Here is a 25,677-nt window from a genome sequence, read left to right on the forward strand (position 1 = left end):
TGTTTTCTCATCATAAACAGTAATACAGCCTCACCAAGGAGTTTTTATTGTTGAATGCGGGTTTAGTCTTAAACCTCTGCTTTATATTTCTGCTTGCAGGCTGTAGCTTTCAGGCCAGCCGACCCGCGCCCGTCGAAAATATTTCCCATAGCTACTCTAAAAACAACAAAGGCCACATTAAATCGAATTCATATAAAGTTAAGAAAGGCGACACGCTTTACTCTATTTCTTGGGGAGCAGGAAAGGATTTTTCTGAAATAGCTAAACTTAATCAATTAGATAACCCTTATACAATTTACCCCGGACAGATTTTATATTTAACGAATGCTAAGTCGAGTAGTCAGTCAAAATCTACGACTTTAGATGGAAATAAAACGAGCTCATCGGGTAATAATTCTAGTAAAAACGATATAAAACAAACAGATAATCAAGTTTCTCAAACCGGCGCTAAGTCAAGTAATGATCTGAAAAAAACACTTGATCAGAAAGCTAAGCCCGCGTACCTTGTAACAAGTTCCCAACAAAATGTTAACTCAATCATGGTTCCACCGACTTCGACACTACCAACCAGTGTGAGTCAGTGGGAGTGGCCAGTAAGAGGGAAGTTAATCGGGACTTACTCTGCCAATGAGCAGGGAAATAAAGGCATTAAGATCGCGGGGAATCGGGGAGATATCATCAAAGCTGCTGCAGATGGGCGGGTGGTATACGCAGGAAGTGCTCTTAGGGGTTACGGTAATTTAGTGATTATTAAACATAGTGACGATTACCTTAGTGCTTATGCTCATACGGACAAGATCTTAGTCAAAGAAAAGCAACATGTCCTCGCAGGGCAGACAGTTGCAAAAATGGGCAGTACAGGTGCCAATCGGGTAATGTTACATTTTGAAATTCGTTACCATGGACAGTCTGTAAACCCACTTACTTATTTACCCAAACAATGATTGCTTGGGGCCTTGTTGGCAAATGGAGGATAGGAAATTGCACTAATTCAGCAGTTTAATCAGGTTTGGGAGATTTAATCATGAGCCGCATAAAAAGCACTGCCGCAGAAGCACTAGTAGATTTATCCGTAGACACTGTTGACTTCGATCTTGAAAAAGAAGAAGTTGCATCCGATTTAGTTCAAGAGCTAGGAATAGAGCAACAGGTTCAAGATGACCTGCAAAAAAATCTTGATGCCACTCAACTTTACCTTGGTGAGATTGGTTTTTCCCCACTGCTTAGCGCAGAAGAAGAAGTTTACTTTTCCCGTAAAGCCTTAAAAGGCTGCGCAAAATCCCGTAATCGCATGATTGAAAGTAATTTACGTCTGGTCGTAAAGATTGCCCGTCGTTACAACAATCGTGGTTTAGCACTGCTTGATCTTATCGAAGAAGGCAACTTAGGTTTAATTCGTGCCGTTGAAAAGTTTGATCCAGAAAGAGGTTTCCGTTTTTCAACCTATGCGACTTGGTGGATTAGACAAACCATTGAGCGCGCTATTATGAATCAGACTCGTACGATTCGTTTGCCTATTCATGTTGTTAAAGAACTTAACGTTTACTTGCGTACCGCTCGCGAGTTAGCACAAAAACTCGATCACGAACCAACGGCCGAAGAAATTGCCGAAAAACTGCAAGTGTCGAGTGCTGATGTCAGCCGTATGCTTAAGCTGAATGAGAAAATCACCTCTGTCGATACGCCTTTGGGGGGCGATAATGACAAGGCGTTGCTGGATATTTTAGCCGATGACGATAACGTTGGCCCTGACTATAAAGTGCAAGATGAAGATATTTCTAATTCAGTGGTCAAATGGCTCAATGAGTTAAACACTAAACAAAGAGAAGTGTTAGCCCGCCGTTTTGGTCTGTTAGGTTATGAACCTTCTACACTCGAAGATGTGGGTGCTGAAATTGGTTTGACCCGCGAACGTGTACGTCAAATCCAAGTAGAAGCATTGAAACGTTTACGCGACTTATTAGGATCTCAAGGTTTATCTGTTGAAGCATTGTTTAGAAACTAATTATTTCGAAACTAATAAATGAGAAATTAAGATCAGTTGTTCGTTGATCTCTATGCCTAGCTCCTAGCTAAGGTCTAGTGATTTAGTCTAGTGCTTAGGTCTAGTCGATAAAAGTAAAACGCCCACTAAAGAGTGGGCGTTGTTGTTTCTAATCCTTTATTGCTTATCATATCGCTTGGCGAATATCACCCGTTCACAGAGCTTTAGCTCAGACGTTTCAGCTCATAGAGCAAATCAAGTGCCTGCTTTGGCGTTAAGTTATCGGGATTAATGCTACTTAACTTCGTTAACGCTGGATTCTCAACTGGTTCAGGTAACGCGAGTAAGCTTTGAATAGGCGTCCTCGTTCCTTCAGCTTGATGATCACGACTCTCCAATTGCTGCAACTTATGTTTAGCGGCTTTAATTACCTTATTTGGCACACCGGCAAGTGCCGCAACTTGTAAGCCGTAGCTTTTACTGGCGGCGCCTTCTTGCACTGCATGCATAAAGGCGATGGTATCGTCGTGTTCAATGGCATCAAGGTGCACATTGTAAACACCAGCCATTAATTCAGGTAACTGAGTTAATTCAAAATAATGGGTGGCGAATAGGGTCATAGCGCCGACTTGCTGGGCTAAATACTCTGCTGCCGACCAAGCGAGCGATAAACCATCATAGGTGGATGTGCCGCGGCCGATTTCATCCATTAACACTAAGCTACTGGCGGTGGCGTTGTGTAGAATGTTGGCGGTTTCTGTCATTTCGACCATAAAGGTTGAACGGCCAGAGGCCAGATCGTCAGAGGCGCCAATACGGGTAAAGATACGATCGATAGGGCCTATCAGTGCGCGATCTGCTGGCACAAAACAACCAATATGGGCCATCAGCGTGATCAAGGCGACTTGACGCATATAGGTAGATTTACCGCCCATGTTAGGTCCGGTGACAATCAACATACGTCTTTGATTGTGCAAGGTGACTGGGTTAGCGATAAACGGTGTTTGACTCACACGTTCCACGACTGGGTGGCGACCAGCCTCTATCTGTACGCCGATATCTTGGCTCAGCTCTGGGCAAGTGTAGCCCAAGGTTTCGGCGCGTTCGGCAAAGTTACTCAACACATCAAGCTCAGCCGCCGCTCGAGCAAAAGCTTGTAATTCATGCAATTTGGGCAGAATAAGATCGAATAACTGTTCCCATAATTGCTTTTCGAGTGCCAGCGCTTTACCTTGGCTCGAGAGCACTTTTTCTTCGTACTCCTTAAGTTCGGGCGTGATATAACGCTCCATATTCTTAAGGGTTTGACGTCGTTGGTAATTGAGTGGCACTTGCGAGGATTGCAAGCGACTCACTTCGATGTAATAGCCGTGTACACGGTTATAGCCGACTTTAAGTGTGTTGATACCAGTACGTTCTTTTTCTCTGGCTTCGAGTTGTACTAAGTAATCGCTCGCACCTTCGCTAAGACCGCGCCATTCATCTAATTCGCTGTTGTAGCCTTCACGGATCACTCCGCCATCGCGGATAAGCATGGGAGGATTATCGACTATCGCGCGCTCAAGCAAGGCTTGTTCAGCGGGGAACTCACCTAAGTGTTGCCGTAATTGAGTCGTATGCGGCGCGCTCAGTGTGCTTAAACTCTGTTGTAATTCAGGTAGTAAGCCCAGCGCTTGACGTAAACGGGCAAAGTCTCTTGGGCGAGCGGTACGCAGCGCGAGTCTTGCCATGATACGTTCAATATCGCCAAGTGCCTTTAACTGCTCATGCAGACCTTCGTGGGCGGTGGTATCGAGTAATTCAGTCACCGCCTGTTGGCGTGCTTTGATGTGTTTTGGATCTCGCAGCGGCTGATGGATCCAGCGTTGCAACATGCGGCTGCCCATAGGCGTTGCCGTGTTATCTAATACTGCGGCTAAGGTATTATCGCGGCCACCGGCAAGGTTTTGAGTGAGTTCTAGATTTCGGCGAGTTGCCGCATCGAGCACTATGCTATCGGTTTGATTGAAGCGGGTAATGGCATTGATATGGGGCAGGGCTGTGCGCTGTGTGTCTTTGACATATTGCATTAAGCAACCCGCAGCTTGCAGTGATAAACGTGCATCTGCAATACCAAAACCATGCAAGTCTTTCGTGCCAAACTGAGTCAGTAGTAACTTGATGCTAGTGTCGTAATCAAATTCCCATTCAGGGCGACGACGTTTACCTTTAAAACCGTTTAGTAGACCTAGTTCGCCAAAGTCTTCACTGTAGAGAATTTCAACGGGATTAGTGCGTTGCAATTCAGCTTCTAATGACTCTCGCGTCTCGAGCTCGGCAATCACAAAACGCCCGGATGAAACATCCAGAGTGGCATAACCAAAACCGATTTTACCTTGATAAACCGCTGCCAATAGATTGTCTTGGCGTTCCTGCAGCAGGGCTTCGTCGGTTAAGGTGCCAGGCGTGACGATACGCACCACTTTACGCTCAACTGGCCCTTTAGAGGTTGCTGGGTCGCCAATTTGTTCACATATCGCAACCGATTGACCAATTTGAACTAATTTCGCAAGATAGCCTTCCACAGCATGGTAAGGCAGTCCCGCCATAGGGATAGGATCGCCACCACTTTTACCGCGCGCCGTGAGTGAAATGCCTAACAGCTCAGAAGCACGTTTAGCATCGTCATAAAACAACTCGTAGAAGTCACCCATGCGATAAAACAGCAACATGTCGTGATGTTCTGCTTTCATGGTCAAGTACTGACGCATCATAGGAGTATGTTTTTCTAAATCATCGGTATCAATTACATTCATTAAATCGTTATCGTCCGTTGTGACTGCCGTGGTTATGTGGGATTAAGCGCTATGGAAGCAGAAGACTGCTGTACAATTTTTAGCTAAAAAGACCACGCAAAATTTGCTGCGCCAATCTTAGCAATAATTTACCGAAAATTGAGCCCTTGATGACGGATATTCGTCAAAGGGATGCAATATCCGATTTGATATTCGCTAAAACCTTAGCCATATTAAAAAATCCCATTAGCTAAAAATAATTCAGCCATAGGTCTTGATACTGTATGATTGTACAGTATACTAGTCAGCAGAATTAAGACAAAAAGCGCGGCTTTTTGAATTACCCGTTTGTAAATTGAATATTACTTTTGACAGCTTAAGGCTTGTCTTGATGAGGGAACTGGAATGAAGGTCGATCCAAATAAAGAGAAAGCACTTGCTGCGGTATTGATCCAAATTGAGAAACAATTTGGTAAAGGCTCCATCATGAAGCTGGGCGAAGATCGCTCTATGGATGTTGAGACCATTTCTACCGGTTCTCTGTCTCTGGACGTTGCTTTAGGTGCTGGCGGTTTGCCAATGGGTCGTATCGTTGAGATCTATGGTCCTGAATCATCAGGTAAAACGACACTGACTTTAGAAGTGATTGCCGCAGCGCAACGTGAAGGTAAAACCTGTGCCTTTATCGATGCAGAGCATGCACTCGACCCTATCTATGCTAAAAAATTGGGCGTAGATATTGATAACCTTCTGTGTTCACAACCAGATACCGGCGAGCAAGCGCTTGAGATTTGTGATGCATTAACTCGCTCAGGCGCTGTTGACGTTATCGTCGTCGACTCAGTGGCGGCATTAACGCCTAAAGCTGAAATCGAAGGCGAAATTGGTGATTCTCACATGGGCCTAGCGGCACGTATGATGAGCCAAGCTATGCGTAAACTTGCTGGTAACTTAAAGCAATCTAACACCTTACTTATCTTCATCAACCAAATCCGGATGAAGATTGGTGTGATGTTCGGTAACCCAGAAACGACAACCGGTGGTAACGCGCTGAAGTTCTATGCTTCTGTTCGTTTAGACATTCGTCGTACTGGTGCCATTAAAGACGGCGATGAAGTTGTCGGTAACGAAACTCGCGTTAAAGTGGTGAAAAACAAGGTTGCAGCACCGTTCAAGCAAGCCGAATTCCAAATCCTTTACGGCCAAGGTATTAACCGTACTGGTGAGTTAGTTGACTTAGGCGTAGCCCATAAGTTGATTGAAAAAGCGGGTGCTTGGTACAGTTATAAAGGTGATAAAATCGGTCAAGGTCGTGCTAATGCGGGTAAATATTTGACTGAAAACCCAGCCATTGCTACTGAAATTGACAAGACATTACGTGAGTTACTTTTGAGCAATCCTAGTGCACTGGCTGCTAAAGATGATGCTAGCACGGAAGATAATGTTGATTTAGAAACAGGCGAAGTATTCTGAGTCAGTCAGCCCGTCAAATTGCGGTCGCGCTGTTAGCGCGCCGCGATTATTCCCGCTTACAAATCCACGATAAATTGCTCGAAAAAGGTTTCGAACTGAATGATATCGAACCTGTGCTCGATGCATGTGAATCCTCCGGTTTTATCAATGATAATCGCTATGCTGAACTGTTGGTCCGTAGCCACATTAGTCGAGGTCACGGTGCCATCCGCATTCGCCAAGCGATAGCGCAAAAAGGCCTGTCTAAAGATTGCATTGAAGCGGCGATAACCAATAGTGATTGTGACTGGTTTGAGCTAGCAAAAGATAAAGCCACTAAAAAATATGGAATTCCCCGCGTAACAGAAGTGAAGGGCTCTAAAGCCCGGGATCTCATCGCGAAGGAAAAGGCCAAACGAGTGCGGTTTTTAATGGGCCAAGGCTTTAGCTACGATCAAATCACTTATGCGTTAGATTCAGATCCCAATGATCTCGACGACGATTATTAATCGCCTTAATTCATCGATTGCGATGTAACCTTAAGACTGCAAAAGCTTCTTTAACAAGTCCTCAGAAAATCTCCTCTAAAATGTCATCAAATGGGCTTTGTTGCTTTCGTTCCCGACACTTTACCCACTTGCTCAAATACTGTACTTTTTGCACCTAACCCGCAGAGTCTGTCATTGTCCTTTATTATTGCTGTTTGGCCTCTAGCCACTCTTATGTGGGCGATTCACGCTAAAATATTAAATTCCTGATGTGCATATCACCAATCAAGGCTGGTCGTCCTTCCTCAGTCTGCTTATAATGCTGGGCAAATAGAAATACGGCTAGCCTAAGGCGTAGCTGGTAATGCTTACCCAATTCAGGATGATTTCATGTATCAAACTACAGCAGAGCTTAGAAGCGCTTTCCTCGAATTTTTCCGCAGCAATGGTCATCAAGTTGTGGACAGTAGTTCATTAGTGCCAGGCAACGATCCCACACTTTTATTTACCAATGCAGGCATGAACCAGTTCAAGGACGTGTTTCTTGGCATGGACAAACGCAATTATACGCGTGCGACCACTGCTCAACGTTGTGTACGCGCCGGTGGTAAGCATAACGATTTAGATAACGTCGGTTATACAGCACGTCATCACACCTTTTTCGAAATGCTGGGTAACTTCAGTTTTGGTGATTATTTCAAAGAAGAAGCGATTCGTTTTGGCTGGACTTTCTTAACTGAAACTTTAAAGCTGCCGAAGGAACGTCTGTGCGTCACGATTTATCAAACAGATGATGAAGCCTTTGAAATCTGGAATAAAAAGATTGGTGTTGCTGCCGAGAACATTATCCGTATCGGCGACAACAAAGGTGCTGCTTATGCGTCAGATAACTTCTGGCAAATGGGTGATACCGGTCCTTGCGGCCCATGTTCTGAGATTTTCTATGATCATGGCGATCACATTTGGGGTGGCCGTCCTGGCAGTCCTGAAGAAGATGGCGATCGTTTCATCGAAATCTGGAACATAGTGTTCATGCAGTACAACCGTCAAGCATCGGGTGAAATGTTGCCTTTGCCTAAGCCATCGGTTGATACCGGCATGGGGATTGAGCGTATTGCCGCGATTATGCAAGGCGTACATTCTAACTACGAAATCGACATATTCCGTACGTTGATCGCTAAGGCGGCAGAAATCATCGGCGTAAGCGATTTAACCGAGAAGTCACTGCGCGTCATTGCCGACCATATCCGTTCATGTGCATTCCTTATTGCCGATGGTGTTATGCCGTCGAACGAAGGCCGCGGTTATGTGCTGCGCCGCATTATTCGTCGCGCCGTTCGCCATGGTAACAAGTTAGGCGCGACCGAAGCTTTCTTCTATAAGCTGGTTCCGTCTTTGATTGCGGTGATGGGCGATGCGGCCAAAGGGTTAGCTGAGACTCAAGCGATTGTTGAAAAAGCACTGAAAGCGGAAGAAGAGCAATTTGCCCGGACGCTTGAACGTGGTTTAGGCATTTTAGATGCGGCCTTAAACGAGTTAAAAGGTGACACCTTAGACGGTGAAACGGTATTTAAGCTGTATGACACCTATGGCTTCCCAATGGATTTAACTGCTGACGTGTGTCGTGAGCGCAACATCATTGTCGATGAAGCAGGTTTCGAAGTCGCCATGGCTGAACAACGTAGCCGCGCACAGGCTGCCGGTAACTTTGGTGCAGATTATAACGCGGCGCTGAAAATCGATGCTGAAACCGCATTCAGTGGTTACACCGAATTAGCGGGTCAAGCTAAGATCACTGCGATTTATCAAAACGGTGAGTCAGTGACGGCGATCAAAGCGGGTGATGAAGCGGTTGTCGTGCTCGATGTAACACCTTTCTACGCAGAATCTGGCGGTCAAGTGGGCGATAAAGGCCAACTGGTTGCGAACGGTGTTGAGTTTACGGTTAATGACACACAAAAGTATGGTCAAGCAACGGGCCATCAAGGTGTGTTAGCTACCGGTCATTTGAGTGTTGGCCAAGTTGTTGAAGCGAAAGTCGACAAAAAACTGCGTCACCGTACTCAGTTAAACCATTCTGTTACGCATTTACTGCATGCCGCACTGCGTCAAGTGCTCGGTACTCACGTTTCACAAAAAGGTTCTTTGGTTGATCCTGAGCGTTTGCGTTTTGACTTCTCCCATTTCGAAGGTGTAAAAGCCGCGGAATTAAAAGAAGTTGAAGAATTAGTTAACACTCAAATTCGTCGTAACCATGAGCTGAAAACCGCTGAAATGGGTATAGACGAAGCCAAAGAGAAAGGCGCAATGGCGCTCTTTGGTGAGAAATATGACTCACAAGTGCGTGTTGTGACTATGGGCGATTTCTCTATCGAATTGTGTGGTGGTACCCATGTGGGCCGCACGGGCGATATTGGCTTATTCAAAATCACCTCTGAAGCGGGTATTGCTGCGGGTGTTCGTCGTATCGAAGCCGTTACTGGCGCTGCGGCTATGGCCTATGTGGCGCAGCAACAAGCTGAACTGGAAGAAGCTGCAGCCTTATTGAAAGGCGATGCCAACTCAGTTGTCGCTAAGTTAAAAGCCCAGCTCGATAAGATGAAGCAACTCGAAAAAGAAATGGCGCAGTTGAAAGATAAACTCGCGGCTGCAGCCAGTGCTGATTTAGTGGGCGATGCCGTTGTGGTTAATGGCGTTAACGTACTGATCAAAAAGTTAGACGGCGTTGAGGCAAGCTCATTACGCGGTCTACAAGATGAATTAAAACAAAAATTGAAATCGGCCATTATCGTTCTTGGCACCGCGCAGGAAGGGAAAGTTAACCTGATCGCTGGTGTGAGTAACGATCTGATCGGCAAAGTCAAAGCGGGTGAGCTAGTCGCTATGGTCGCTGCGCAAGTGGGCGGTAAAGGCGGCGGTCGTCCTGATATGGCTCAAGCGGGCGGTAGCCAGCCAGAAAATCTGGATGCGGCATTGGCTCAAGTATTACCTTGGATTACTGAGCGTCTAGCTTAAGAGGTTGCTGTGCCCCAAAAACGAAAGCTTAGTGGTAGCAAGCTTTTTGTGAAAAAGTTCGGCGGCACTTCGGTGGGTTCTATTGAACGTATCGAAGCGGTCGCTGAGCAGATTACAAAGTCAGCTCACAATGGTGAGCAGCAAGTCTTAGTCTTATCTGCAATGGCGGGTGAGACTAATCGCCTATTTGCACTGGCAGCACAAATTAATCCGCGGGCCTCGGCGCGCGAATTAGACATGTTAGTGTCAACGGGTGAGCAAGTGAGCATTGCCTTGATGTCGATGGCGTTACAGCGCCGCGGTATTAAGGCGAAATCCCTTACGGGCGATCAGGTACAAATTCATACTAATAGTCAATTCGGCCGTGCCAGCATCGAGCGAGTGGATACTGAGTATTTGCAATCCCTGCTAGCCGATGGTGTTGTGCCGATCGTTGCAGGGTTTCAAGGCATCGATCCTCAAGGCGAAGTCACAACCTTAGGACGCGGTGGTTCAGATACCACTGCTGTAGCCTTAGCGGCGGCGTTAGAAGCCGATGAATGCCAGATTTTTACTGATGTGGCGGGCGTATTTACCACAGATCCGAATATTGATAGCAGTGCTCGTCGTCTCGATGTGATTGGGTTTGATGTGATGCTCGAAATGGCAAAGTTAGGCGCTAAAGTACTGCATCCCGATTCAGTCGAATACGCCGAGCGTTTTCGCGTGCCATTGCGAGTCCTGTCGAGTTTTGAAGCTGGGCAGGGGACGTTAATCCAATTTGGCGATGAGTCTGAACTCACTATTGCCTCGTTAGTCCAAGGTATTGCGATTAATAAGGCGCTGGCAACGCTGACGATTGAAGGGCTGTTTACCACCAGTGAACGCTATCAAGCGCTGTTAGGCTGTTTAACGCGATTGGAAATCGATGTGGAATTTATTTCCCCATTGAGGATCCACGAGGATGATCCTTCGGGTCGAGTCAGTTTTATGCTCGCTGAAGCTAAGGTTGATACTCTGCTTAATGAGCTCGAAGGCTTAAGCGAAAGCCTTGCTCTCGGACCATTGATTATCGAACGGCAACGTGCAAAAGTATCTTTAGTTGGCAAAGGTTTACAGGCAAAAATGGGATTATTGACTAAGATGTTAGAAGTCTTGGGTAATGAAACTATTCATGCTAAGTTACTCACGACGTCAGAGAGTAAATTGTCAACCGTTATCGATGAAAGGGACTTACACAAGGCGGTTCGGGCGTTACATCACGCTTTCGAGCTAAATAAGGTGTAATTAAATAACCGTTTGAGTATTGAATACTATTAATTTGTACTAAGCTGACCTTATAATAAGCCCATCTACCGGATGAGTGCCGTGTGTAAGCTGAATTAAGAAATAAAGGAGCTATCGAATGCTGATTTTGACTCGTCGTGTTGGCGAAACACTGATGATTGGTGATGAAGTCACAGTTACAGTGCTAGGGGTAAAAGGCAATCAAGTGCGTATTGGTGTGAATGCACCAAAAGAGGTTTCTGTTCACCGTGAAGAAATCTACCAACGCATTCAATCTGAAAAATCAGGTACACCATCGGAAGGTGGTAACTTTTAGTACCTTGTTTTGGCAAGAGTATTACGGCAACAGAAGAGTCAGTTTTTTAACTGGCTTTTTTATTTTTTAGAGCGAAAGATTGGCGCAAATCAATACATTGGCTTGATATAACAGCAATGTGATTAAAAACAGTTCAAATGGAATCTGTTTCGGAAAAAGGGTTTGACTTATTTTCGTCAAACAGTAATATGTGCGCCAAGAAAACGGAGAGGTGGCCGAGTGGCCGAAGGCGCTCCCCTGCTAAGGGAGTATGGGCTTTAACTCCCATCGAGGGTTCGAATCCCTCCTTCTCCGCCATTTCTTACCGATAAAAAACAGTGCGCGTGTAGCTCAGCTGGATAGAGTACCTGGCTACGAACCAGGCGGTCGGAGGTTCGACTCCTTCCACGCGCACCACTTTTTATTGAAAAAGTAAATTTAGATACAAGTCGCGCGTGTAGCTCAGCTGGATAGAGTACCTGGCTACGAACCAGGCGGTCGGAGGTTCGACTCCTTCCACGCGCACCATCTCTGCATTAGTTAATCTTTAACTCATCAGTTTTGAATTTCAGTTAGAAATTTTGTAGATAATTGCTTATAGCAAAATGTTAAAATGCGCGTGTAGCTCAGCTGGATAGAGTACCTGGCTACGAACCAGGCGGTCGGAGGTTCGACTCCTTCCACGCGCACCAATTTAGATTAATATGATTTTGGTCGTATTAATGCTTACCGTTTTAAATGCGCGTGTAGCTCAGCTGGATAGAGTACCTGGCTACGAACCAGGCGGTCGGAGGTTCGACTCCTTCCACGCGCACCAATTTAAGCTAATATGATTGCGATTGTTTCAATTAAATTAGTGTTTTACCGTTTAACATGCGCGTGTAGCTCAGCTGGATAGAGTACCTGGCTACGAACCAGGCGGTCGGAGGTTCGACTCCTTCCACGCGCACCAATATAGTTAACGAGACACGTCTTGTTGATTTAAAGCGTTAAACGCGGAGAGGTGGCCGAGTGGCCGAAGGCGCTCCCCTGCTAAGGGAGTATGGGCTTTAACTCCCATCGAGGGTTCGAATCCCTCCTTCTCCGCCATTCTATTCTCTTAGTCGAGGGGAATAGAATAAAGCTGGGAGATAAAAGTGCTTATCCTAGACTCAATCATGATTGGATCTGTTAGAAGTACAAAAACGAGTTTGCGCGTGTAGCTCAGCTGGATAGAGTACCTGGCTACGAACCAGGCGGTCGGAGGTTCGACTCCTTCCACGCGCACCATATAGATAAGCCCTGCAAGCAATTGCAGGGCTTTTTTATTTTTAAATCTGTGGCGGTTTGACCCGTTTTGGCTTTCTCCGCTTCTGTCTAATTCTCTTGGTATCACCATCTTTTGCTTTATACCAATCACATGAAGTATTTAATCAGTTCAGAGCCTCACAGGCATCTCAATCCAAGGCGCATTGGCGTAGAAATGGAAGTCAATGCAACAGGGGAGTGGGATGTCTATGAGGCCTCCTAAGGGCGCAGATGTTAACGGCATGGAAACGCGCCTCATGCTGCGTTCAAGGTTTTCGACAGAGACCACTATGCTTTCAGCCTTCGCCTTGTCTAAAGCGCGTTGAGCTCCCACTGAATGAATAGATATTTAATATTATTGGTGTTAGATATGCGTGTAGGTGTCACAGTGTCAGTATTGAGCGTCTAAGCTGTGGTTTAGTATCTGTTTGAGGAGAGCAATCAAGTAGACCGTGCTGGAGTTAAATCTGTTAGACTGCCAATGTAATGCTTGAACAGTACTTATGAGGGTTATTATGCGAGCAAACTGGGATCTAGTATTAGAAAAGATTTTGAGCCACAGCAATTATGAAGATCTTTCTGTGTTGTTTCATTTACTGTTAACCGAAGAAGAGCGTAGTGCCGTTGCTGGACGCTTAAAGGTATTTCAGTTGTTATTGGATGGGGATATGAGCCAAAGGCACATAGCTGCAGAATATGAAGTGAGTATTGCGACGATCACCCGTTGCTCTAATTACTTGAAAAATATGTCTCCCGACCATAGAGCGAAAGTTCAAAAATTGATTGGTTAGTACTCTTATGAAAACAAGCCCTGTGGACATCATTTGTGCTTGTTTTGGTAACAGCCTTAAGGCGTGATGGGCAGCTTATGGCGACGATAGAGTGAACGACGCACCAGAATATATAGGCCATAACTAAGTAAGCAGATGGCCAGAATTGGGTAAAGGTCTTTGGGAAGGAATTTAAAGATAGCCAATGCCGCTATGAGATAGATAAAAGGTAAGAAGTTATAAATCATCTCGGGAAGATAGCCCGACTTACGACGTCTTACCGAGTCAGTTCGACGGTTTTGAGAACGCATAACATAGATCCTCGCACCTAAGACGAACACTACTGTAGCCGCAACTAGGGCATAGTCGATGTCGAGTGCAATAAAACTCGAACTGCCGAGCGCCATGTAGCCAAAAGGCAAAATCTCGTAAAGGGGTTTGGTTAACATAAGCACTCCGTCGCTTAACTCAGGTTGATATCAATATCTAATTGAAAATATTCATATAAAATTTGAATACTTCAATTTACCAGTCACTTATTTATCTATTACGAATAGTATAAACGCTTGCGTATAAAAAATGCACGACCTTAAATTAAGGGCGCGCATCTTCAAAGGTTAAACTATGGCAGTTCAATCGCTTAGGGATGAGCTATTTCTAGCTCACCTTGAGCATCAATCTGTATCTAGCCGCGGCAACCACAGCCGCCATTGCCGTCACAACCTGTTTTAGGTGTGTCACAGGCTTCGTGATCTTCATGGTGATGTCCATGATCGTGGTCAGAACCACCACCACAACAGCCGCCAGCTTCTTCTTTGCCTGAACCGCCACAGCATCCACCGCCGTGATCGTGATCATGTCCATGGCTTCCACAACCGCCTTGGGCATGAATGTGGCCATGGGCGATTTCTTCGGCAGAGGCTTCGCGAACGTCAACGATTTCGACGCTGAAATTGAGTGATTGGCCCGCTAAAGGATGGTTGCCATCGACGATAACCACATCGTCTTTCACTTCCATGACTTGAACTGGGCGCTGACCCATTTCAGTTTCAGCGATGAAGCGCATACCTGGGACGATATCTTCGATATCACCAAAGGCTTCTAATGGCACTGCTTGACGTAGGCCATCGTGATAAGGGCCATAGGCTTCTTCGGCACTAATAGTGACATCGAGTTTTTCGCCTTTGCTTTTACCATCTAATGCGGCTTCTAAACCTGGGATCAGGTTTTCAGTGCCGTGTAGATATAGCATAGGTTCAGAGTCGAAAGAGTCTTCTAATAGTCTGCCTTCTTGATCTGATAAACGGTAATGAATGGTTACCGCGCTGTGTTGAGTGATCTTCATATCGCCTCCAATTCGTAATGTGCGCGCATAATAACGTGCTTTTTTAGTGCTGGCGATAATTTGAAGTGGCTTATGTTAGATATCGCACAGGTTTTTTTTAGGCAAATTTGTCGGTGCTTTACGGTAGAAAGGATGAGTAATGTGTTTTTTGCTCGTTAGCCTGTTAATTTAGCCTGAGTGATGAGGTAGAACAAATAACGCATTATTTTAAAATGCATTATAAATAATCAGATGTAAAACAAGTGATTATCTAATGTTTTTCGTGCCACATTACGTTGACGTTAACAGTTATTTATTGCGTAAATCGCATTTTTACCCCTAGAAAACTTCATATTAACGAATCTTGATGCCGTATTTTATCGAGCGTTAATATTTGCCTATAAATAATCCATTTTAGGGGTTGACAAGCGCGGGTAAAAAAAGCAATTCTGTTTATCAAGAAATTAACATGGATTAGCCCAAACACATGCATAGCCTAGGTTTCGTAGTAACTACCATTATTACAACCACCACTACAACAACAGTGGGGGCGGGCTGATACACCCTAAAGAATTTTAACGATGAGCCCGCTTCCCACAAAGAAGCGGGCTTTTTTGTTTCTAGCTCTTATTTCTAAGTCGGGCGCGGTACAGGAGAACAAGATGAAAGTAATGAAATTTGGTGGTACCTCGCTTGCAAATTGGCAGCGATTCTCGATGGCGGCGGATATCGTTGCTAAGTCATCTAAGCTTGAACCCATAGCCACAGTGCTATCGGCCCCGGCGACTGTGACAAATGCGTTACTAGAAATGGTTGATGTAGCCGTTAAAGGTGAAGATTATTCGTCTGTGCTGCAGCATGTTGAGCGGGTATTTACCTCGCTATACCAAGATGCTGTTACTTCAATGTTGTCGAGTGAGCAGAGTGAACAGCTCTTTTCTGGACTTAATGCACAGCTGGTGATTTGGCAGGATAGATTACGTGGCATTAGCTTACTGCAAGAATGTCCTGATGGCATACGTGCTGAAATCGTGGTGGCAGGTGAGCGTTTATCTGCAGCCTTGATGGAACAAGTGATGCTATCTAAGGGGATCACATCTGCTCAACTCGATCCGCGCGCCTTGTTTCTAGGTCGTGGTCGGCCGTTAGAATCCGTGGTCGATATCGCTGTGAGTAAGCCAAGGTTTCGTGCGTTGGCATTAGGTGAAAAGCGCGTATGGGTAATGCCGGGATTCACCGCCGCCGATGAACAGGGCAAAGTGGTGACGTTAGGCCGTAATGGTTCTGACTATTCTGCTGCCGTGCTCGCCGCCTGTTTAGATGCTTCGAGCTGTGAAATCTGGACCGATGTTGACGGTGTTTATAATACCGATCCCCGTGTGGTTGCCGATGCTAAGCTGTTATCACAACTCAGCTATCAAGAGGCGATGGAACTCTCCTATTTTGGCGCTAAGGTGTTGCATCCTAAGACGATTGCGCCTATCGCCCAGTTCCATATTCCCTGTTATATCAAAAACAGTTTTAACCCCGATGCGCCCGGCACTCTGGTATCAAACCAAGCCGATGAAACCGGCTTGCAGGTTAAAGCTATCTCCAATTTAGATAACCAGACCATGTTCGATATATCAGGCCCTGGCATGAAAGGCATGGTTGGCATGGCGAGCCGTACTCTCGCGGCGATTTCCCGCAGCGGCGTGTCTGTGTCTTTAATCACCCAAAGCTCCTCTGAATACAGTATTAGCTTCTGTGTGGCGACGTCTGACTCGGCCAAAGTGAAATGGGCCTTAGAGCAAGAGTTTGAATTAGAAATAAAAAGTGACTTGCTTGAACCTATTGCTATGCGTCATGAGCTGGCAATTGTGTCTTTGATTGGTGATGGCATGCGCACTCACAAAGGGGTTGCAGCGCGTTTCTTCCAAGCGTTAGCGCAGGCGAGCGTGAACATTATCGCCATCGCCCAAGGTTCGTCCGAGCGCTCGATTTCGACTGTGATCGAGCAGCGTAAGACTAAGCACGCGGTGGCGGCTTGTCATCAAGGCTTTTTCGATGTGCAGCAGTATTTAGATGTGTTTTTAGTGGGTTGCGGCAATGTGGGGGCAGGCCTGCTCGAGCAGATAAAACAACAGTCTGCCATGCTCAAAGAGCAGCACATCAGTATCCGTGTATGCGGCATAGTGAATTCGAACAAGATGTTACTCGACAGTGCGGGTATCGACTTAAGCAATTGGTCTAGCTTGCTTGCCGATAGTCAGCAAGCCTGCGATATTCCTGCATTACTCGCATGGGCGAAAGAGCAACAATTGCTTAATCCAGTGCTCGTGGATTGCACCTCGAGCGAGCAAGTATCGGATCTGTATTTGGATGTGATGAACTCAGGTTTGCATGTGGTCACGCCGAACAAAAAGTCGAACACTCGCGATTATGCTTATTATCAAGCACTGCGCCAAACAGCCTTAAAACAGCGTCGCCAATTCTTATATGAAACTACAGTCGGTGCGGGTTTGCCTGTGATCGATAACCTGAAAAAACTGTTATTTGCGGGTGACAAACTGCATAAGTTTAACGGTATTTTATCGGGCTCTTTATCCTTTATCTTCGGCATGCTGGATGAAGGCATGACACTTTCTGAAGCGACAGGTCTTGCGCGGGAAAAATGTTTTACTGAGCCCGATCCCCGTGATGATTTGAGTGGTATGGATGTGGCGCGTAAAGTGCTCATTCTTGCCCGTGAAGTGGGACTAAAGTTAGAGCTCAGTGATGTGCAGGTTGAATCTGTATTGCCAGCCGAGTTTGATGATTCAGGTGATGTTGAAAGCTTTATGGCACGATTACCGCAAGTTGATGCTGCAATTGCCGCAAAAGTGGCGCAGGCCAAAGCCCAAGGTAAAGTGCTGCGTTATGTTGGGCAAATTGAGGATGGTGTGTGCCGTGTGCGTATCGCCGAAGTGGATGCACAGGATCCGCTTTATAGCGTTAAAGGCGGTGAAAATGCCTTGGCGTTCTATAGCCGCTATTATCAGCCCATTCCGTTTGTGCTACGCGGCTATGGCGCAGGGACTGAAGTGACCGCCGCTGGCGCCTTTGCCGATGTATTAAGAACCTTGAATTGGACTCGTGAGGTGAGTGTATGAGTCTGACCGTTTACGCTCCAGCCTCTATGGGTAACGTGGGAGTCGGATTTGATTTACTGGGCGCCGCTTTGGCGCCTATCGATGGCAGTTTACTCGGCGACAGAGTGACTATCGCGGCGGCAGAATCGGGTGTGAGTCTGGCGCAAACCGGTGCTTGGGCCCATAAACTGCCTGAAAATCCGCAAGACAATATAGTGTACCAATGTGCCGAATTCTTCTTAGCCGCCCTGAGTAAGGAGTATTTAGAAGCGATTGGTAAAGCAGATGAAGGCGTAGCGCTGACACTGGAAAAGAACCTGCCCGTCGGCAGTGGTTTAGGTTCGAGTGCAAGCTCAGTCGTGGCGGCGTTATATGCCTTGAATGAACATTTTGACAGACCTTATAACGAGCAAGCCCTGCTGGAACTGATGGGCGAGTTTGAAGGTAAGATCAGCGGCAGTGTGCACTATGACAACGTCGCCCCCTGTTATTTGGGCGGCATGCAATTGATGCTCAATGTGCCGGGCACAGTATGTGAAGCCATACCGAGTTTTAAAGAATGGTATTGGGTTGTGGCCTATCCTGGGATTTCACTTTCGACGGCGATGATGCGTAAACTCATGCCTGATCAATACGATAAAAGTGTCACTATCGATTTTGGGCGTTATTTAAGTGCCTTTGTACATGCCTCTTATCAGCAGAATGCCAAGCTTGCGATCAGCGTATTAAAAGATGTGTTAGCCGAGCCTTATCGCGCAGCTGCGATTCCGGGTTACGACAATGCCAGAGTCGCTTTAGCCGCTTTAGGCATGTTGACTACGGGGATTTCCGGCAGTGGCCCAACGCTGTTTTCGATTACCGATGATTTAGCCACGGCAAATACCGCTAAAGCCTGGTTAGAACAGCATTATTTAACCGAGGTGGGTGGCTTTGCCCACGTGTGTCGCCTCGATGAGCAAGGCACGCGTAGAGTCGATTAATTCTTATTTTTAGTATCAAGACTAAGCATTAAGGCTAAATATCCATCTTATGCATAAAGAGCATGCATCAAGAATTAGCATTTAAGGCTTAGCATCAAAAGGTCGAGTGAGCATGGAACTATATAATTTAAAACACCCTTCGCAGAAAGTGAGCTTTAAAGAAGCAGTGCAATTAGGTTTAGGTCAGGACAGAGGTTTGTTCTTTCCCACCCAAATTCCGCTATTAGACGATATTGAAGGGCTGCTGGCGCTGCCATTTGTTGAGCGCAGTAAAAAAGTGCTCGGTGCATGGCTTGCCTCTGAACTAGGGCAAGATGCGGTTGATGACCTGGTTGAACGTGCCTTTAACTTCGATTTACCTTTGGTTGCCGTCGATGAGCAGCGCGCTTGCCTCGAATTGTTCCACGGTCCTACTCTGGCATTTAAAGATTTTGGTGCACGTTTTATGGCGCAATGCGTCAATGCCTTTGTCGGCGACACACGCTTAACCATTCTGACTGCGACTTCGGGAGACACCGGCGCCGCGGTTGCCGATGCCTTCTATGGACTTGAGAAAGTCAATGTGGTGGTGCTCTATCCTAAGGGTAAGATCAGTGAGCTACAGGAAAAGATGTTCACGACGTTGGGCAAAAACATCCACACAGTTGCCGTATCGTCCGATTTTGATGCCTGCCAAGATCTGGTTAAACGCGCCTTTGATGATCCAGAAGTCCGCGAGGGTTTGAGCTTAAACTCGGCGAACTCTATTAATATCAGCCGCTTACTTGCGCAAATTTGTTATTACTTTGAAGCCGTTGCCCAGTCTAAACAACGCCACTACGCCGATCCTGTGATTTCAGTGCCAAGTGGGAATTTTGGTAACCTGACGGCGGGTTTATTCGCCAAAGCCATGGGGTTACCGGTTAAACGCTTTATCGCCGCAACCAATGCGAATGATACTGTGCCGCGCTATTTAGAAAACGGCCAATGGCAGCCCAATCAAACCCAAGCGACCATGTCTAATGCGATGGATGTGAGTGAGCCAAGTAACTGGCCGCGAGTGGAAGCCATTTGTGAGAAATTAGCTTGGCCACTGAGTAACTTAGTGGGCATGCGTTTATCTGAAGAGCAAACTTCACTGGCATTAGCTGAGTTGCATGCACAAGGTTATGTGTCTGAGCCCCATGCGGCGATTGCAGCTAAAGCCTTGTTTTTAACTTTAGTGCCTGACGAAGTGGGTATATTCTTAGGTACAGCGCATCCCGCTAAATTTAAGGATGTGGTCGATAGAGAGCTAAATCTTAACTTACCACTGCCGGTTGAACTTGAGGTCGTTGCTCATAAACCTATTTTATCGGCTGAATTACCCGCTGATTTTACGGCATTGAAAGCGCACTTATTCAAGATCTTAACCTAAGCTGCTTGTACTTAAAGTATTGGCCTAGCGGTGAGATAACATAGCGTTAAAGAAGAGAAGGGAGCTTAGCTCCCTTTTTTATCAGCACAATTTTGGACAAGTACACTTTTTACAGATGTAAGCAAAATAACGATAAATTGATGAAACTGTGTTGCAGGTAAGCATAAAAGAACTTTTATTTAACTACATGATATTTAATTAATATTTGTAACTTATTGTATTGTCTTTGGTAATAAAAATGTGATCAAGTTCACAATTTTATTGGTTTTAATTGTTTATGTTCACCCGCGTGTTTACTCAGTGGGTTGATTGATTTGTCTAGATTTTTTCTATTAAGTGTCTGTTTTTGCGTCTTAGCCTCAGGGTGTGCAACCGATCAACGAGAGTTATATCGGCGCATAAATGTGGCCTACGATTTTGAAGTGACCCATTGCGACAGTTTTGCCATCGTCACTGGGGTGAGCCGCCGCGAGAATAATCTAGATGAAGCCAAAGAGTCTGCCATAGCTCAGGGAGAGCAATTGGGCGGCACGCACATCGTTTGGTTACAGACAGATATGGGTGATCCCACCAAGGTTGTTGCTGTTATTTATAAGTGTCAGATTTAGTGAGCTTAACCTTCAACTTGATTTCGTTTACTCAGGCGGAGTTTTTATGGCAAGTGCATTAAGTCGGCAACACTAAACGCGTTAAACTAGCTACTGTCCTTTTTTGTTGTTATTCTCCGCGCCCTATTTCGGTTAATTACTATGATCTGACTGGTGTTTATGGCGCGCTGTCTAAGTGGCAACTACGCTTATTTAGGTATTAAAACACCGCGAAAGTCTGACGTTGAACCGTTTTGCTTCATCTTCATCTGGAGAGGATCACCAACTTAAGGGGCAAGTAACTTAGCCTATGTCATTGTTTAAATACGTTCCTGTCTTATTGCTGCTTTTTTTAGCCTTGCCCGCCAAAAGTGCGTTGCAGGTTAATAGTCCTTTACCCTGTCAAAAAACCATTAAAGTCGGTTATAACGACTGGCCTCCCTATGCTTGGCAAGATCCCCAAGGAGAAGCCCAAGGTTTAGATGTGGATCTGATGCGGGCATTTGCCGTGTATCTCGGCTGCGAAATCAATTTTATCAATGTGCCCGCGAAGCGATCGCATCAGATGCTGAAAACTGGACAGTTAGATGTGTTGATGGGAGCGACAATGACGGATGAACGTCAGGCTTATGCGCATTTTTCCAGTTATTATCGAGACGAAGAGCTGCGCTTATTCGTGCTCGATGAGCAAAAAGATCAGATTAATGTCGATAAGTGGGAGGACATTTTTACTAAAAAGTTACGCCTGCTTGTGCCTTCAAGCGGTTGGTATGGCGCCGATTATCAAGAGTCTCAATATCGATTAGAGCAGGAGCATTTATTGGTGTTAAGCCCTGACTCAGATAAGTCGGTACAAATGCTCACCTATGGTCGCGGGGATATGATCGTCGGCGATACTATGGCCATGCCTTATATTGCCAGTCAGCATCAACATATTAAGCTAGTGCCACTCAAATTAGTGTTAGATCAAAACCATATCCATTTAATGCTCAGTAAAGCGAGTATGACGCCAAGCCAGTTAGAGCAGTTTAATCATGCGATTAAGGCCTTAATGGATAACGGTGAAATTGCACGCGTGATCAATAAATGGCAACAAATGTCACTGGCGAAACAATCCAAGATGAGTCGCTTAAATAGTCCGCTAAAGACGCTGTACGTCAGCCCGTAATCAGGTCTTAACGCTAGCCCTTAATATTAGTTCTTAATATTAGTCGTAAACACTAGCCCTTCACGTTAGCTAATCCTGTCTTACTCCTGATGATTTTTATCGTGATGCAACAGGGTAACGCTATGATCTTTGGTGTTTTCCGCTAAAGAATATTGTTTTTGACTCAGTTGTTTTTCCGCGATTTAAGATGTGACACATTTGCTAAAACTTCTCTGGCTCGAAGTTACTGAACTCTCTATTAAATTCTGCTAGCTTGGTGGGCTAAATTATCATGCTTTGGGCTTGATTGCGTTTTTTCGCAAAAGTCTCTGGCAAGAATATCTTCGCTAAATCTGCTAGCAAAATCTCGTAGTCAAAGAGTCCATTGCTAAAAATAACAATAGGATAGAGGTCATACATGAAACTTCGCCATTCTGTCGCCTGCTGCATGCTTGCCCTAGGCTCGTTCACTGCGGCCCAAGCCATCGCTGCCGATGCGGTGAGCAATCAAGGATATTACCGCGCGCCAGCCCTGCACGATCAAACCTTAGTTTTTACCGCTGAAGGGGATTTATGGACTCAGACCTTAGGTCAAAAAGCGGCGACTCGCTTAACGAGTTTACCCGCAGAGGAGCTAGGTGCGACCATTTCCGCCGATGGCAAGTGGGTGGCTTACGTGGCCAATTATGAAGGCGCGAGCGAAGTGTATGTGATCCCGGTTGCCGGCGGTGTGGCCAAACGGGTGAGTTTTGAGAATAGCCGTGTGCGGGTTCAAGGTTGGACCGCCAAAGGCGAGATTTTATATTCTACCGACAGTGGTTTTGGCCCCGCGAATAATTGGATGCTACGCAGTGTCGATCCTAAAACTCTTATGACCACAGATTTACCCTTAGCCGATGCGGTCGAAGGTGTGATTGATGAGCGCAACGAATATGTGTATTTCACACGCTTTGGCCTGCAAGTCACTGGCGATAATGCCAAAGTGTACCGTGGCGGCGCAAAGGGCGAATTATGGCGCTTCAAACTGGGTAGCAAAACCGAAGCCCAGTTGCTCAGCGGCCAGCACGATGGTTCAGTGCGTCAACCTATGCTATGGCAAGACAGACTCTATTTTATCAGCGACAGCGATGGTAACGACAACCTCTGGTCGATGGCGCTCGATGGTTCAGACGCAAAACAGTTGACCCAATTTAAAGATTGGCAAGTCCGCGGCGCGCAGATGGATCAAGGCAAAGTGGTCTTCCAGCAGGGTGCTGATATCCATGTATTTGATATCGCGGCCGCAAAAGACGCATTAGTCAATATTGAACTCACGTCCGATTTTGCCCAGCGCCGTGAGCACTGGGTGAAAGATCCTATGGATTACGCATCCTCTACCGATTTGGCCCTTGCTGGCGATAAAGTGGTGATCACCGCCCGCAGCCATGTGGCAATCGCGGGTGTTGATGGCTCGCGCTTAGTGCAAGTTGCGCTGCCAGGGACTTATCGCGTGAGAGAAGCGATATTGAGCCAAGATGGCAAGTCTGTTTATGCGATTAGCGACATGACAGGTCAGCAGGAAATTTGGCAATTCCCTGCCGATGGCAGCAGTGGCGCTAAGCAGCTGACGAAAGACGGTCATACCTTAAGAATGAGCCTGAATCTGTCCAGTGACGGTCGATTTATCGCCCACGACGATAACGATGGCAACGTTTGGCTGCTCGACTTAAAGAAAAATACCAATCAAAAAATCATCACTAACGGTGAGGGACTTGGGCCTTATGCTGATATCCGCTGGTCCGGTGACAGTCGTTTTATTGCATTAACTAAGTCTGAAATCGGTAAACAAAGACCGCAAATCGTCCTTTACTCTGTGGATGAAAATAAGGCCGAGACGCTCACCAGCGATAAGTACGAATCCTATTCGCCAACTTTTAGCAGTGACGGCCAGTGGTTATATTTCCTGTCAAATCGCCAATTCAGCGCCACGCCAAGTTCACCTTGGGGCGATAGAAACATGGGCCCAGTGTTTGATAAACGCAGCCAAATTTTTGCCATCGCCTTAGTTAACAATGCCAAATTCCCCTTTAGTAAACCCAATGAACTCAGCGTTAACCAAGCTGACAAAACAGATGCCAAGGATAAACCGAATCCGGTGAAAATCGATTGGTCTGGTATTTCGCAGCGCCTATGGCAAGTGCCTATCGATTCAGGCAATTACAGTGAACTGCGCGCCGTCGATGGCAGGCTATATGTGCTCGACCAAGCGATGGGTGATGATGCTGAACCGAGTCTGATGACCATCAAGTTTGATCCTTTGAGTCCGAAAGCCGAGGTTTTTGCCGAGGATATTGGCCATTATGCGGTTTCTGCCGATGGCAAAAAGCTGATGCTGCGTAAGTTCAGCAATGACAAGGCGCTAATGATTGTTGATGGTGGTGATAAGCTAGGCGATACCGACAATGCCAAAGTGCAAACGGATCAATGGCAATTAGCGATTTCTCCCCAGCTTGAATGGCAACAAATGTTTGAAGATGCTTGGTTGATGCACAGAGAATCTTTCTTCGATAAGAAGATGCGCGGTCTCGATTGGCAAGCGACCAAAGCTAAGTATCAACCTTTGCTTGACCGCCTGACTGACCGTAACGAACTGAACGATATCTTCATGCAAATGATGGGCGAATTAGATTCATTGCACTCACAGGTACGCGGCGGTGATTTACCCAAAGATCCCGATGCGGCTAAAGCAGCTAGCCTAGGTGCGCGCCTACAGCAAACTGCAGATGGCGTTAAAATTGCGCATATTTACAGTAACGATCCTGAGTTGCCAGCTAACGCTTCACCGTTAAATCGTATCGAAGTCGATGCCAAAGAAGGCGATGTGCTGCTGGCCATCAATGGCACGCCAGTGGCGAACGTGGCTGATGTCACGCGGCTGTTGCGCAATCAACAGGACAAGCAAGTATTATTGCAACTTAAGCGTGGCAGCCAAACCCATAAAACCATCGTTATGCCCGTCAGCGCTATGGTTGATGGCCAATTACGTTATTTAGATTGGGTGAGCCATAACGCGACTGTGGTCGAGGATGCGAGTAAGGGCAAGATTGGTTATTTGCACTTATATGCCATGGGCGGCGGCGATATTGAAAGTTTCGCCCGTGAGTTTTATACCAATTACGATAAAGACGGTTTGATTATCGACGTTCGCCGTAATCGCGGCGGCAATATCGACAGTTGGATTATCGAGAAGTTATTGCGCCGCGCTTGGGCGTTTTGGCAACCGACTCATGGCACACCAAACACCAATATGCAGCAAACCTTCCGTGGCCATTTAGTAGTGTTAACCGATGAACTGACCTATTCCGACGGTGAAACCTTCTCAGCGGGAATTAAAGCGCTGGGTATTGCACCGCTAATTGGTAAACAAACGGCAGGGGCGGGCGTGTGGTTATCTGGGCGAAATTCGCTGACCGATAAAGGTATGGCGCGAGTGGCCGAGTATCCACAGTATGCAATGGATGGTCGCTGGGTGCTGGAAGGGCATGGCGTAACGCCGGATATCGAAGTCGATAACTTACCTTTCGCCACCTTTAACGGTAAAGATGCGCAGCTTGAGACAGCGATAAGCTATTTGAAGGATGAATTAGTTAAGCAGCCCGTTCCAGCTTTAAAAGCGCAACCTCTGCCAGTAAAAGGAATGGCGCAGGATATAAAAGCTAAGTAATTGATATTTAAATTCAGTATTTAACTAAAATTTAAGGTATCTCAGTTAGCATAGTCGCGTACAAAGTTAGGGTGTTGTCTCTTAGTTCCCGAGACAACA

The 25,677-nt window shown here is 46.2% G+C and carries 17 protein-coding genes and 8 tRNA genes; 22 read left to right on the forward strand and 3 right to left on the reverse strand.

The genetic code is table 11. The features are described from left to right. The first annotated feature begins 47 nt into the window (after nt 1-47). On the forward strand, nt 48-944 hold the full coding sequence (locus MO387_RS02600; RefSeq protein WP_107948611.1) for a peptidoglycan DD-metalloendopeptidase family protein: 897 nt from the start codon (nt 48-50) through the stop codon (nt 942-944). 80 nt (nt 945-1,024) lie between these two features. Further along, on the forward strand, nt 1,025-2,005 hold the full coding sequence (gene rpoS / locus MO387_RS02605) for an RNA polymerase sigma factor RpoS (RefSeq protein ID WP_006086853.1): 981 nt from the start codon (nt 1,025-1,027) through the stop codon (nt 2,003-2,005). 203 nt (nt 2,006-2,208) lie between these two features. Here the strand turns inward: rpoS and mutS are convergent, their stop codons facing one another. Next, nucleotides 2,209-4,779 (reverse strand): DNA mismatch repair protein MutS, encoded by a 2,571-nt coding sequence (mutS, locus tag MO387_RS02610; protein ID WP_107948609.1) that lies wholly within the window; start codon nt 4,777-4,779, stop codon nt 2,209-2,211. Between the two features lie 384 nt (nt 4,780-5,163). On the opposite strand from mutS, the gene recA reads away from it, so the two are divergent. The 14 genes from recA to trpR all read left to right on the forward strand — a co-directional run bounded on the left by recA (nt 5,164) and on the right by trpR (nt 13,352). Beyond that, a complete protein-coding gene (recA, locus tag MO387_RS02615) occupies nt 5,164-6,231 on the forward strand; it encodes a recombinase RecA (RefSeq protein WP_006082606.1) in 1,068 nt (355 codons plus the stop codon). A 74-nt stretch (nt 6,232-6,305) separates the two neighbouring features. Beyond that, nucleotides 6,306-6,719, forward strand: coding sequence for a regulatory protein RecX (locus tag MO387_RS02620; protein WP_006082605.1), 414 nt, complete (start codon nt 6,306-6,308; stop codon nt 6,717-6,719). Between the two features lie 369 nt (nt 6,720-7,088). Continuing rightward, entirely contained in the window at nt 7,089-9,713 is a 2,625-nt protein-coding gene (gene alaS / locus MO387_RS02625) for an alanine--tRNA ligase (protein WP_107948607.1), read from the forward strand. A gap of 9 nt (nt 9,714-9,722) precedes the next feature. Continuing rightward, nucleotides 9,723-10,979 (forward strand): aspartate kinase, encoded by a 1,257-nt coding sequence (locus tag MO387_RS02630; protein ID WP_006082603.1) that lies wholly within the window; start codon nt 9,723-9,725, stop codon nt 10,977-10,979. Between the two features lie 118 nt (nt 10,980-11,097). Continuing rightward, a complete protein-coding gene (csrA, locus tag MO387_RS02635) occupies nt 11,098-11,295 on the forward strand; it encodes a carbon storage regulator CsrA (protein ID WP_006082602.1) in 198 nt (65 codons plus the stop codon). A 205-nt stretch (nt 11,296-11,500) separates the two neighbouring features. Then, nucleotides 11,501-11,592, forward strand: a tRNA-Ser gene (locus tag MO387_RS02640). 22 nt (nt 11,593-11,614) lie between these two features. Then, nucleotides 11,615-11,691: transfer RNA gene (locus tag MO387_RS02645), tRNA-Arg, on the forward strand. Nucleotides 11,692-11,725: 34 nt separating this feature from the next. Next, nucleotides 11,726-11,802 (forward strand) — tRNA-Arg (locus tag MO387_RS02650). 87 nt (nt 11,803-11,889) lie between these two features. Continuing rightward, nucleotides 11,890-11,966 (forward strand) — tRNA-Arg (locus tag MO387_RS02655). 48 nt (nt 11,967-12,014) lie between these two features. Next, nucleotides 12,015-12,091 (forward strand) — tRNA-Arg (locus MO387_RS02660). Nucleotides 12,092-12,149: 58 nt separating this feature from the next. Next, nucleotides 12,150-12,226, forward strand: a tRNA-Arg gene (locus MO387_RS02665). A 45-nt stretch (nt 12,227-12,271) separates the two neighbouring features. After that, nucleotides 12,272-12,363: transfer RNA gene (locus MO387_RS02670), tRNA-Ser, on the forward strand. A gap of 103 nt (nt 12,364-12,466) precedes the next feature. Continuing rightward, nucleotides 12,467-12,543 (forward strand) — tRNA-Arg (locus tag MO387_RS02675). Nucleotides 12,544-13,076: 533 nt separating this feature from the next. After that, entirely contained in the window at nt 13,077-13,352 is a 276-nt protein-coding gene (gene trpR, locus MO387_RS02680; protein WP_063882757.1) for a trp operon repressor, read from the forward strand. A gap of 56 nt (nt 13,353-13,408) precedes the next feature. On the opposite strand, the gene MO387_RS02685 is transcribed toward trpR, so the two are convergent. Together MO387_RS02685 and slyD are read right to left on the reverse strand one after the other, a co-directional pair. After that, nucleotides 13,409-13,780 carry a hypothetical protein gene (locus MO387_RS02685; protein ID WP_107948605.1) on the reverse strand — a complete coding sequence of 124 codons (372 nt, stop codon included), beginning with the start codon at nt 13,778-13,780 and terminating at the stop codon, nt 13,409-13,411. Between the two features lie 236 nt (nt 13,781-14,016). Continuing rightward, a complete protein-coding gene (gene slyD, locus MO387_RS02690) occupies nt 14,017-14,676 on the reverse strand; it encodes a peptidylprolyl isomerase (RefSeq protein ID WP_107948603.1) in 660 nt (219 codons plus the stop codon). A gap of 641 nt (nt 14,677-15,317) precedes the next feature. On the opposite strand from slyD, the gene thrA reads away from it, so the two are divergent. From thrA to MO387_RS02720, 6 genes are all read left to right on the forward strand, one after another. Next, the gene (gene thrA / locus MO387_RS02695) at nt 15,318-17,786 is read left to right on the forward strand and encodes a bifunctional aspartate kinase/homoserine dehydrogenase I (protein WP_107948601.1); all 2,469 of its coding nucleotides are present in this window, start codon (nt 15,318-15,320) and stop codon (nt 17,784-17,786) included. Further along, complete coding sequence (gene thrB, locus MO387_RS02700) at nt 17,783-18,745, forward strand: homoserine kinase (RefSeq protein WP_107948599.1); 963 nt, start codon at nt 17,783-17,785, stop codon at nt 18,743-18,745. Before thrA ends, thrB begins: the two co-directional genes overlap by 4 nt. A 112-nt stretch (nt 18,746-18,857) precedes the next feature. Continuing rightward, nucleotides 18,858-20,141 carry a threonine synthase gene (thrC, locus tag MO387_RS02705; RefSeq protein WP_107948597.1) on the forward strand — a complete coding sequence of 428 codons (1,284 nt, stop codon included), beginning with the start codon at nt 18,858-18,860 and terminating at the stop codon, nt 20,139-20,141. 305 nt (nt 20,142-20,446) lie between these two features. Further along, entirely contained in the window at nt 20,447-20,749 is a 303-nt protein-coding gene (locus tag MO387_RS02710; protein ID WP_014620644.1) for a hypothetical protein, read from the forward strand. Between the two features lie 289 nt (nt 20,750-21,038). After that, nucleotides 21,039-21,896, forward strand: a complete 858-nt coding sequence (locus MO387_RS02715) for a transporter substrate-binding domain-containing protein (RefSeq protein WP_107948594.1) — start codon at nt 21,039-21,041, stop codon at nt 21,894-21,896. 397 nt (nt 21,897-22,293) lie between these two features. Beyond that, on the forward strand, nt 22,294-25,578 hold the full coding sequence (locus MO387_RS02720; RefSeq protein WP_107948592.1) for a S41 family peptidase: 3,285 nt from the start codon (nt 22,294-22,296) through the stop codon (nt 25,576-25,578). Nucleotides 25,579-25,677 lie beyond the last annotated feature (99 nt).

Origin of the sequence: Shewanella sp. N2AIL (assembly GCF_022690845.1) — a bacterium.
Lineage (GTDB): Bacteria > Pseudomonadota > Gammaproteobacteria > Enterobacterales > Shewanellaceae > Shewanella > Shewanella baltica.